Raw genomic sequence first — 10,339 nt, forward strand, 5'->3', positions numbered from 1 at the left:
GCGTCGCGGCCGTGCACTGCCACGAGGGCGCCTTGGCTCGCGAACACCTTGGCGATGGCGGCGCCGATGCCGCGCGAGCTTCCGGTCACCAGCGCGACACGGTCCTGCAGGTCACCCACGGTCCTCCTCCTTGGTGATGGCCGCGCGGCCGGGCATGCTGGGAACGGCGGGAGCCCCCGGTGTTCCGGCGATGAAGCTCATGTGGATCCCGGGCTGCCGCGATCGCCGCTCCGTTCGGCGTCGGTCCACGCGGTGACGAACTCGTCGATCTCGATCACGCGGCTGTCTCCTCTCCTTGTCGTCAACTGCTAACATTTAGCCGTACAGCACGTACAATCAAATCAGCCACCGGGAGGCTCCGTCAAGCCCGTGACTCCCCGCCCCTACAACCTCGGCAAACGGCTCGAGCAGATCGACCATGGGCGCCGACAGATCCTCGACGCCGCCCGAGCGCTGCTAGCTGACGCCGCCGGCTACACCGCGTTCACCGTCGACGCGGTCGCAAGACGAGCCGACGTCGCACGGGGCACGGTGTACTACCAGTTCGGCTCCAAGTCCGGCCTGCTCGAAGCTCTCTGCGACGACCTCGCCGAGACCGGCGGACTGGCCGATCTACCCCAGGCATTCGGCGAAGCCGACGCCCGAAACGCGCTGGCCGCCTTCATCGTCTGTTTCGGGCGGTTCTGGCAGGCAGACCGAACCGTCATGCGTCGGCTACGAGCGCTCGCCGCCCTCGACCCCGAGGTTCACGCTGTAGTCACCGCGCGGGACCAGCGACGCAGCGACGGCCTCGAGGTCGTCGTCAGCCGTCTCGTCGATCATCCCCGCCCTCCCTCCGGGCTCGACCGCGAACGTGCCGTGCGAACCCTTCTCGCCCTCACCAGCTTCGAGACCTTCGACGTCCTCGCCGCCAACGACCAAGACGTCACAGACGTGGTCCCCCAGATTGTCGACCTCGCCCAATCGGCGATAGAGCAGGCCGTCCCTCCCCGACGCCGACGTTAGGCATCCTGGGCGCTGTTTGGTCTCAGTGACTCGAAGAGCTTCACTCCGAGCCTGGACCTGACCACGGGTCCGTCGAGCTTCTAGCGGCTGAAGCGAAGCAAGAGCTTCTGGTCGTAGTAGTAGTCGAGCCAGTCGACCAGGTGGCTCCCGCCGTGATGGCCATGACCGTCAGCCGGTACGAAGCGCATCGCGAGCCGGGCGGCCGACGCGTCGAATCCGACCCCACGAAAGATCGCCACGACCTCGTCGATGTCGTACAGCTTCGGCAGGCGCAGCTCGTCGACGTTGGCCGAGTGCCACTGCATCATGAGGGGGCTCCGTGTATGGATACCCATGACTGCGAAGTAGACGCCGCCCGGCGCCAAGGCACGAAAGATGGCACTGGCGTGGGCCGAGAGATCGTGCACCAGATAGAGCACCTCGTGGCTGAACGCCACGTCGAAGCCGCTCCACTCCGCCGGCACCGTGTCTGCGGCTTCGAAGCGTAACGGTCGCTGCCCGACGAGCCCCCGCGCATCCTCGATGGCGCTGGTGGCCGGGTCGTACCCCCACCCCTCAGCGATGCCATGCCGGTCGGCGAGCAGGCGGAGGAAACCACCTCGGTTGCACCCGGCATCGAGCACGCGCTTCGCAGCCAAGTCGACATCGACCGTCTCGAGCATCGCCCGCCAGATGAAGCCGTGTTCCTCCTGCATGGCCTCGTCCTCGGCGCCGCCCCGCCAGTACGTCGTGTCCATACGACCCACCCTAGGTCGCTGGCGGTGACGCAGCACCCCGCCCGGGTGCTCAGGCCGAAGGCCGGGGCTGTCCTGGAGAGACCGTTCGGGCCAGGATGCCGAGAGTGGCGCGCAGCGCCGCCTCTGGAATCACCGGGAAGATGTTTGCGTCTCTCCAATTCTGCTCGATGGAGGACCAGTCGTAGTACGAGGTGACCAGCGTGCCCTGTGCGATCGGCTCGAGCTTGTAGCCGTACACGTGCCCGAGGTTGAGTTGACCTTCGGGCGTCCAGGCGATCTCTCGATCCGGCTCGAACCTCACGATCCTCACGGTCACGTCGTACAGACCGAGTGGGTAGTCGTTGAGCGCCTCTCGGTCCATGTGCACCACGAAGGTGTCGCCGACAGCGCGAACAGACTCACCAGAAGCGCTCATCAGCATGCCGGAGCTGTCGATGGCCACATGACCCTGGGGATCGCTCAGCAGCCGGAAGATCGCGGCCGGCTCCGAAGCAATCTCTCTCTCGACCTCCATGCGTTCCCTCATCGCCGAGCAGTCTCGCACGCCGGCCGTTTGGCGAAGGCACAACAGGCGACCACGGGCCCGGATCCTCAGATTGGGCTAGAGCACGTCCCCCATGCGGGGCAGTACCTCTACCGGAAGGATGAGCCTGTCGACTCGCCGATCCACGGGTTCGAGGTTGGCTGACCGCTCGTCTGTACGGTAGCGCACAGACCCGTATACGATTAGTGGGTCGCCTGATCAGCTCGGGCGAACGGAGCGGCACATGTTGGCACCTCAGACTCCTTTCGACCTCTCGACGACAGAACGCAACGGCCTCGCCGTCGTGGCGGTGCTCGGCGAGCTCGACTGTGCCACGGCGCCGGTGCTGTCACAGATGCTCGCCGATCTGGTTGAACCCGGTCGGGTGATCCTCGTTGACCTGAGCGACACCGAGTTCGTCGATTGCGCCGGCATTGCTCCGCTCGTCGCCGCGTGCGAGCAATTGCGCAAACTCGGCGGGGACCTGATCCTCGACGCACCGACCAGCCCGGTCTCCAGGGTCATCGAACGCACCGGTCTGAACAAGGTGCTGACGGTCACCTCAGGTTAGGAGGCGAGCGGAAGCCCCCGCCCCGGGGGGCCGACAGGCCGATACACCCGAGCGGCGGCCGGCCCCTTTTCGGCCGGTTACCAAGCGGTTGCCCCCTCTACGGCATCCCCTCACCTCCACGGGGGAGCCCCGTACCCCGAGCCCAAGCCGTACCGTTGGGCCTGGCTCGCAAAGGACTGCCGTTCGCGACGTCGAATATGGACAACGGGCGACCGGTGCAACCCGTGTCGCAGTCGTCGAAGATTCGCCCAGCACGAGCGGCTCGCACCGCTTCGTAGTCTCGAGATTGACGCCAGAGTACGCCGTTGAAACAGCTCATCCGCACCAGACAGCGGCCGATCATGGTCGCGACGGCAGCCGTCGCCGTCGGACTGACGTTGCTCGCCAGCTGCGCCCGCACGACCGCGCACAGGGCGATAGCGAGGACGACCACGACGCCCCCGACGACCGCCCCGCCGCCCCCGCCCCCGTTTGCGCCGCTCACCGGGCAGCTCGTCAGCGCCACCAACAACCGTCCCGCGCTGTCGGTCAAGATCGACAACACGCCGCCCGCGCTTCCCCAGTGGGGGCTCGACCGCGCCGATCTGGTCACCGACGAGCTCGTGGAGGGCGGTTTGACACGACTCATGGCCACCTTCCAGTCGCAGGACGCGCCGCTGGTGGGCCCGATCCGGTCGGCCCGACCCGTCGATGCCGCCATGCTTCGCGAGCTCGGTGGCGGCATCTTCGCCTACTCCGGGGCAGCGGCCGGCGAGATCGCCCCCGTGATAGCCGACTCGACCTCGACCCTCGTGTCGGCTGACGCCAACGGGTCTGCGTTCCAGCAGATCCCCGGAAGGCACGCGCCATACTCGACCTCGTCCACCACCGGCGACCTCTACGCGGCCGGTACCCAGGCGGGCGCGGCGGCTGTTCCGCCCAGACCGCTGTTCACCTACAACACGAACCCGCCGGCGGCGCCTCCGGCCGCCCACGCCTCGATCCCGATGTCAGCGCAGTCGAACGCCGGCTGGGACTGGGACCCGGCCTCGCAGACATACCTTCGAAGCCAGAATGGTGCCCCGGACGTGCTGGCTGACGGCACCCGGATCTCCACGGTCAATGTCGTGGTCCTGTCGGTTGCCATCGGACCGACGGGGATCTTCGACAACGCGGGGAACGAGGATCCCCTCGTGATCGCCACTGGCTCCGGACCGTGCTGGGTCCTCCGGGACGGCAAGGTGATCGCCGGCACCTGGCAGCGACCGTCGATCACTGACACCGTCCACCTGGTGGACGCGTCTGGAGCGACGATCGCCCTGGAACCAGGGAAGACCTGGATGGAGCTGCTCCCCCGCCCGGCCGCACCCGGCCTCTCCTGATCGCCAGCAGGTAGAGCCGACCTACAGGTCCTGGCAGCCGATCTCTCACGGGCCGGTCGTCAGAGCCGTCAGCGACGAGGGAGACCCGGCCACGTCGGTCTGCAGCGTCGCACTGAGATTGGTGCCGCCAGCGAGCACGCCCGTGAGAAAGTCGCCCGTCGTCCGGTCGAACACCGGAGTCCAGACGCTCGGGCCGGCGATCGGCGACAGATGGTCGGCACCGTGGAGCACGAGCAGCCACCCGGGCACTCGAAGCTCGTCGACGAGATGCAGACCGTCCTGGATCGGAACACTGCGGTCCTCGTCTCCGAGCACGACGAGCAAAGGTGCAGAGCCGCGAAGCTTCGCCGTCGGCGGTTGGACGTCCAGCGGGTTGGCGGCGTCGGCCACGACGACGTCCACGCGTGGGTCTCGCTCGTTCGCGCCGTAGCCGACGAGGAGTGCGGTCTCCGCGCCGTCCGAATGGCCGACGACGGCGATCCTCGCCGGATCGACAAGGCCGCTGAGTGGCGAACCAGAGGAACTTGAGGCGGCAAGGAGCTGTGTGATCACGAATCGCACGTCCGCGGGCTGATTGGCGATGTCCGCCTCGTCGAGGTTCGTCCCCGCCACGGTCTGATCACCGAGGGGGAACATCGGTGCGGCGACGACGAAGCCACGTTCGGCCCATGCGTTGCACGCCCGTCGATAGGGGCCCACCCCGACCTGGAAGCCGTGAGCGAAGACGATCAGCGGCCGCGGTCCGGAGAGACCCTTCGGGTACCAGACCTGGGTCGTGAGCGCACGGGTCGGGGCCAAGAACCGGCCGTGGCTCACGGTGGGCCGAGACTGGTCGACGAGCGGGAGCACCACCGTTCCGACGCCGGTCGGGCTCGGTGCCGCGGTCGCTGGCGGCACGGTGATGGCGGGTCTGCTCGTCGCACCCGTGCCGCTCCCCTGACCTGTCGTCGACACGGGACTGCGGACATCAGATCGCGCCGCGGAGCAACCACCCGCCGCCGCCGACGCGAGGAGTAGAGCCATCGCCGTACCCCGGATCGGGCTGTTGCGCACGGTCAACCTCCCGCCGAACGCGCTGAGTTCGGCTCGATCGCGATCGCATCCCGCCATGGTCGATCGGCTCCAGGCTACGCACGATGAGCCCTCACCCGGGGGCCACGAGGGTGTACCGTCCGCGCGGACGAAGGGGGGAGATGCGCTCCAAGGTGGTCCTGCTCGTCGTGGGTGCAGTGTTCGTCGGGGCCGCACTCGCTGTCTTCTTCGCCATCCCGCGCGCCGGAAACCAGCCCGAGACGACACCCCTGGCGCCGGAGACGTCCGGCGCCGTCGACCTGATCCTCACCGTGGACTCGATCGACGCCACCTCGGGCTCGATGCGAATGCGGCTCCTGGCTGCCCCCGGGGAGCACCTGCCGCCCGAGGGCGCCCTGCTCCTGACGTCGGTGGGCCAGATCCCATCGATCGTCGTCGCTCCCAACCGCCTCAACCAGGAACAAGGTGCGACGGTCCTGTTCCAGAAGGGCGACGTGGTCGACTATCCGTTCGAGACCTACAAAGCCACTGTCCAGCTCCTCGCCTTCCAGGGCACTGATCCGAACGTCCCCCAGAACACCACCAGACCGAGGGTGGCGATCAGTGGCGTCTTCGCCACCAATGCCGCCGGGTTCTCCATCACCCCCCAGAGTCATATCGGAAACGACGACGTCGCCAGCATCAACTTCGTCATCCGACGCACACTCGGCACCCGCGGGTGGGTCCTGGCCATGATGGCCATCTACTGGGCCCTCGCTCTGGGTGTCGCTGCAGTGACGGCACTGGTCGTCCGGCGCCAGCGAATGTGGGAGAGCCGCTTGCTCGCCTGGCTCGGCGCCCTCCTGTTCGCCGTGGTGACTTTCCGCAATGCCGCTCCGGGCAACCCGCCGGTCGGCACATTCCTCGACTTCTTCAGCGTCTTCGAGTCGGTTGCCATTGTCGCCGTCGCCCTGGTCGTGCTGATCGTCTATTACCTCGTCCAGCGGCCCGAGATGCTCAACCTGACGCCTCCTCGGGACGACCGCCGTTGACCCTCTCCAGCGACGCGAGGTGGTGCGTGTCGTTGTAGCCGCGAAGGGACGGTCCGGGAGGCCCGATCGCCACTCGGGAGATCGCGGCCAGGTCGAGGAACATGCGCCAGGCCACCGTGTCATGGACGCCGAGTGCCCAGGCGACGGCGGCTTTGATCGGCGACACGTGGCTGACGACGGCGATATCACCCTCGCCCGCGTGGCGGGCGAGGTGGTCGCACGCGTCCCGCACCCTCACGCCGAGTGCGGCCAGCGACTCGCCTCCGGGCGGTGCATAGGACGGGTCATGTCGCCATTGCTGCCATGTCTCGTTGGGCACCTCGCCGAACGGCCGCCCTTCGAACTCCCCGTAATCGAGCTCGGTCCACCGCTGGTCGACGTCGACGGGCACCCGCGCTCCGAAGGCCGCCGCCGTCTCGCGAGCGCGGCGTAGCGGGCTGGTCACCACGCGCGTCACCTCGCCGACCGCGTTGGCCGAGGCCGCGGCCTGGCGCCGACCCAGCTCGGTAAGCGGTGGGTCGGCCCGACCAAGCAGAAGGCCGGCGGCGTTGGCGGCGGTCTGTCCGTGGCGGATCAGCAGGATCATGCCCGGGTGGTCGCCCGGCGCCCGGCCGCGCCGTCGGGCCGGCCTACGTGGCCGGCCGCCGCCCGCTCAGCGGACGAGGATGCGCCCACACTGCTCACAGGTGATGATCGCGTCGGGTGGCGCCCGGCGGATGTGATCGAGCTCGACCGCGGGCAGAGCGAGGTGGCAACCGCCGCACGAACCGTGCTCGAGGCGCGCCGCTCCGATGCCTCCGAGCCGGACCCTCAGGCGCTCGTAGCGCTGGGTGAGCTCGTCGGGCAGCTTGGCCGCCAGTGTCGCGCGGGCCTCCGTCTCCGCCGCCACCTCGGCATCGATCTCGGCCTCGCCCTCGCCGATCACCCCGAGGAGCCGTTCAGCCTCGCTCTCGGCCGTCCTGCGCTCGGTCGCGAGCCGGGCCAGCTGGGCGTCGACGGGCTCGCCGGCCGCCATGACCTCGAAGGCCATCTCCTCGAGCTCCCGCCGACGCCGGTTGAGCGAGTCGACCTCCTCCGACATGGCCATGAGCTCCCTCGACGCTGCCACCTCGCCCGAGTACATCCGACCTTCGACCTCGTGGATGCGTCGGGCCACGGCGGCGATATCAGACTCGAGACGTCCCTGGCGCTCAGATAGGGCCCGCCGGTCGGCCTCGGCTCGGGCGGTCCGATCACCGACGTCATCGAGGCGCGTCTCGACCGCCGCCAGCTCGGCTCGGGCGGGAAGGGTGGCCCGTCGGTGCGCAAGCTGGTCGAGGGTCGTGTCCCGGTCCTGAACCTCCAGAAGGATGTCGAGGGGAGCCACGCCTCAGGGACTCGGCTGCGTCGTCGTGGTGGTGGTCGTCGTCGGTGGTGGAGGCGGTGGCGGGGGCTGTGTCGTCGGGGGCGGAGGCGGTGGTGGCGGCGTCGTCGGTGGGCGCGTCGTGGGCGGGAGCGTCGTGGGCGCCGGCGTCGGCGGCGGGAGCACCCCCGGCGGGAGCGGCACCGGCGGCAGCCCCGGCGGTGGAGGCGGAGGCAGCGGGCTGGTGATGGCGCCCGGGGAGTCCTGGGCGATCAGGAAGCGCCCGGCACCGATCTGGCTCGGGTCGGGAGACGCGAAGTTCTCGACTGGCTGGCCCGAGAGAGTGCTGGACATGAAGTCATGGAAGATACGCGCCGGGTAGGTGCCGCCGAAGACGTCGACGCCCCCCACCCCGTACATGGGGACCAGGCCCGCGGGCGAGCCCATCCACACCGCGGTCACAAGTTGCGGGGTGTAGCCCACGAACCAGGCGTTCGCCAGGTTGTCCGTCGTACCCGTCTTGCCGGCCACCGGCCGGTCCGAGAGCGCCGCCGCTGTGCCCGTTCCCCGCTGGACCACGCCCTGGAGCGCCTGCGTGGCCACCCTGGTGTCCTGGGCCGATACGACCCGCTCACCCTTGTCCGCCCCGCCGAATTCGACGTTGTTCGACGAGTCGGTCACCTTCTCGATGAAGCTCGGCGTATGGTGCACGCCATCGGCGGCCAGGGTGGAGTAGGCCGAGGCCATCTCGAGAGGAGTCACCTCGTAGCTGCCGATGCTCAGTGAGGGGCTGGGCGTCAGCCGGACCTTGGCCGGGATGCCCATGCGGTGCGCCATGTCCGCGACCTTAGATAGGCCCACGTCCACGCCCAGCCGTATGTAGGCGCAGTTGACCGAGTTGGCGGTGGCATCCCAGAGGTTCATCACGCCAGCCCCGGGCTCGGCGTTGTTGGCCACGTACGCGCCGGAGCTGGGGAGCTGGATGGTGCAGGGCGAGGTGCCGTCGATGCTGTCGTTGGGGCTGTAGCCGTTCTCGAGGGCGGCCATGAGGACGAAGGGCTTGAACGAGGAGCCGGGCTGTCGTCCCGAGCCGCCGCGGCCCGTGGCCACGTCGTAGCCATGGTTGGATGCGGGGTTGCCCGAGACGAGCGCCCGCACGTCGCCGGTATTCGGATCCATCGCCACCACCGCCGAGGTGAACTTCCCGCCCGTGTCCGGCAGCCGCGCCGCCACCGCCGCCTCGGCGTTCTGTTGCATCGTCGGATCCAGCGTGGTGGTGATGTTCAGCCCACCCTTGTTGAGGGTGTTCAGGCGCTCCGCCGGGCTCGTGCCGAGGAAGTCGAAGCGGTGGTCGGTCACATCCGACAGGGAGGCCTTGACCTCGGCGACAAAGGGGCTGTCCTGCTGGTTGGCGGGCTGGTTGATCGACGAGGGCACCGGTGTCGTCTTGTACTGGTCGGCCTGGGCGGTGGTCAGGTGCCCGTTGGCCACCATTCCCGCCAGGATCTGATCACGCCGTTGGGTCGCCGCTGCTGGGTGGTGAAGGGGGTCGTAGCCGACGGGGTTGCGGATCATGCCGGCCAGCAGGGCCGCCTGGCCCGCGTCGAGCTGGCCCACGTCGCGCCCGAAGTAGGTCTGGGCCGCAGCCTGGACCCCATAGGCCCCGTTGCCCAGATAGACCGTGTTGAGGTAGCGCTCGAGGATCTGGTCCTTGGACATCTGCTGCTCGAGGCGGTAGGCGAGCACCGCCTCGTGCACCTTGCGGTTGACGCTCCGCTGCGAGTTGAGGACGGCGTTCTTCACCAGTTGCTGGGTGATAGTAGAGCCACCCTGCAGGCCTCCGCCGTTGCTCACGTCACTCGTGAAGGCCCGGAGGATGGAGCGGAAGTCAAGGGCACCATGCTGGTAGAAGTTGGCATCCTCGGCGTCCAGCACCGCGTGGACCACGGTGGGTGGAACCTGGGACAGGGTGACCGGGGCCCGGTAGTCCGCGTCCTGGAGCACCGCCAGCAGGTCCCCCTTGGTGTCGTAGATCCTGGACGGCAGGTTGAGCGGCCTGAGCTGGACCGGGTCGGCCACCGCGGCGTTGTGGGTGGCTCCGACGGACAGCCGGACGACCGGCACGAGCACCAACGTCCCCAGCCCCAACGCGGTCCCGCCAGCCACGCAGGTGATCACGAAGTGTCTCAGTTTGTCCATTTTACGGGTTCACGGTAACTGAGAGGACCACCACTCCAGCATCGGCCCCTCAGTGTGGCCCAGGAGAATGCCACGCGCTCGGAGCACCGATCAAGGGATCCGAAATGGCGTCCCTGCCCCCAGCTACGAGTACCGGGTGACGTACCCCCGGCGCCGGAACGTGGCGAGCATCAGCACGAGGAAGGCCAAGACGGCCACGGCGGCCACCACGGTCGAAGCGGTCGCCAGCCCCAGCTGGCCCCATTGCATGCCGTGGCCGTCGATGAGGCTGCGCCCGGCGGCGAAGGCGTGCGTCGTGGGCAGCGCGGCTGCCAGGGGCCGAAGGAACCACGGCAGCGCCGCCACCGGGTAGAACACGCCCGAGAGCGGCATGACCACGAACAGGATGCCCCAGGCGAGGGCTTCCGCCCCCGTGCCGAACCGCAGGACCAGGGCGATGACGAACAGGGCGATCACCCAGCCCACGACCAGCAGGACGGCCATGATCGGGATCAGGCCGACGCCGAGCCGGCCGACGTTGAAGGCGTAGAAACCGAGG

The 10,339-nt window shown here is 68.7% G+C and carries 11 protein-coding genes; 4 read left to right on the forward strand and 7 right to left on the reverse strand.

Going from position 1 to position 10,339, the window contains the following annotated elements; translation table 11 throughout:
- Positions 1-369 precede the first annotated feature (369 nt).
- The gene (locus VGF64_16850) at positions 370-1,005 is read left to right on the forward strand and encodes a TetR family transcriptional regulator (GenBank protein HEY1636430.1); all 636 of its coding nucleotides are present in this window, start codon (positions 370-372) and stop codon (positions 1,003-1,005) included.
- Between the two features lie 80 nt (positions 1,006-1,085).
- Here VGF64_16850 and VGF64_16855 read toward each other — a convergent pair whose 3' ends face one another.
- Together VGF64_16855 and VGF64_16860 are read right to left on the reverse strand one after the other, a co-directional pair.
- Positions 1,086-1,742, reverse strand: a complete 657-nt coding sequence (locus VGF64_16855; protein HEY1636431.1) for a class I SAM-dependent methyltransferase — start codon at positions 1,740-1,742, stop codon at positions 1,086-1,088.
- Between the two features lie 49 nt (positions 1,743-1,791).
- On the reverse strand, positions 1,792-2,256 hold the full coding sequence (locus VGF64_16860; protein ID HEY1636432.1) for a hypothetical protein: 465 nt from the start codon (positions 2,254-2,256) through the stop codon (positions 1,792-1,794).
- Between the two features lie 253 nt (positions 2,257-2,509).
- Between VGF64_16860 and VGF64_16865 the strand changes: the two genes are divergently transcribed.
- Both VGF64_16865 and VGF64_16870 read left to right on the forward strand, forming a co-directional pair.
- Positions 2,510-2,836, forward strand: a complete 327-nt coding sequence (locus tag VGF64_16865; GenBank protein ID HEY1636433.1) for an STAS domain-containing protein — start codon at positions 2,510-2,512, stop codon at positions 2,834-2,836.
- 305 nt (positions 2,837-3,141) lie between these two features.
- Positions 3,142-4,197 (forward strand): DUF3048 domain-containing protein, encoded by a 1,056-nt coding sequence (locus tag VGF64_16870; protein ID HEY1636434.1) that lies wholly within the window; start codon positions 3,142-3,144, stop codon positions 4,195-4,197.
- Between the two features lie 45 nt (positions 4,198-4,242).
- Here VGF64_16870 and VGF64_16875 read toward each other — a convergent pair whose 3' ends face one another.
- On the reverse strand, positions 4,243-5,151 hold the full coding sequence (locus VGF64_16875) for a hypothetical protein (protein HEY1636435.1): 909 nt from the start codon (positions 5,149-5,151) through the stop codon (positions 4,243-4,245).
- Positions 5,152-5,390: 239 nt separating this feature from the next.
- Here VGF64_16875 and VGF64_16880 point away from each other — a divergent pair, with 239 nt between their 5' ends.
- Positions 5,391-6,260: a DUF4436 family protein gene (locus VGF64_16880; GenBank protein ID HEY1636436.1), complete on the forward strand. Its 870-nt coding sequence runs from the start codon at positions 5,391-5,393 to the stop codon at positions 6,258-6,260.
- Here the strand turns inward: VGF64_16880 and VGF64_16885 are convergent.
- The 4 genes from VGF64_16885 to VGF64_16900 all read right to left on the reverse strand — a co-directional run.
- Entirely contained in the window at positions 6,226-6,846 is a 621-nt protein-coding gene (locus VGF64_16885; protein ID HEY1636437.1) for a histidine phosphatase family protein, read from the reverse strand. The two genes, VGF64_16880 and VGF64_16885, sit on opposite strands and share 35 nt — an antisense overlap.
- A gap of 66 nt (positions 6,847-6,912) precedes the next feature.
- The gene (locus VGF64_16890) at positions 6,913-7,626 is read right to left on the reverse strand and encodes a C4-type zinc ribbon domain-containing protein (GenBank protein ID HEY1636438.1); all 714 of its coding nucleotides are present in this window, start codon (positions 7,624-7,626) and stop codon (positions 6,913-6,915) included.
- 3 nt (positions 7,627-7,629) lie between these two features.
- Complete coding sequence (locus VGF64_16895; protein ID HEY1636439.1) at positions 7,630-9,801, reverse strand: transglycosylase domain-containing protein; 2,172 nt, start codon at positions 9,799-9,801, stop codon at positions 7,630-7,632.
- A gap of 123 nt (positions 9,802-9,924) precedes the next feature.
- On the reverse strand, positions 9,925-10,339 hold a 415-nt coding region (locus tag VGF64_16900), incomplete at its 5' end, for a hypothetical protein (protein HEY1636440.1).

It is taken from the genome of Acidimicrobiales bacterium, assembly GCA_036491125.1.
Classification (GTDB): Bacteria; Actinomycetota; Acidimicrobiia; order Acidimicrobiales; family AC-9; genus AC-9.

Coding starts and splice junctions, on each gene's coding strand:
- VGF64_16880 (HEY1636436.1), top strand. CDS start 5,391: ATGCGCTCCAAGGTGGTCCTGCTCGTCGTGGGTGCAGTGTTCGTCGGG.
- VGF64_16895 (HEY1636439.1), bottom strand. CDS start 9,801: ATGGACAAACTGAGACACTTCGTGATCACCTGCGTGGCTGGCGGGACC.
- VGF64_16855 (HEY1636431.1), bottom strand. CDS start 1,742: ATGGACACGACGTACTGGCGGGGCGGCGCCGAGGACGAGGCCATGCAG.
- VGF64_16860 (HEY1636432.1), bottom strand. CDS start 2,256: ATGGAGGTCGAGAGAGAGATTGCTTCGGAGCCGGCCGCGATCTTCCGG.
- VGF64_16865 (HEY1636433.1), top strand. CDS start 2,510: ATGTTGGCACCTCAGACTCCTTTCGACCTCTCGACGACAGAACGCAAC.
- VGF64_16885 (HEY1636437.1), bottom strand. CDS start 6,846: ATGATCCTGCTGATCCGCCACGGACAGACCGCCGCCAACGCCGCCGGC.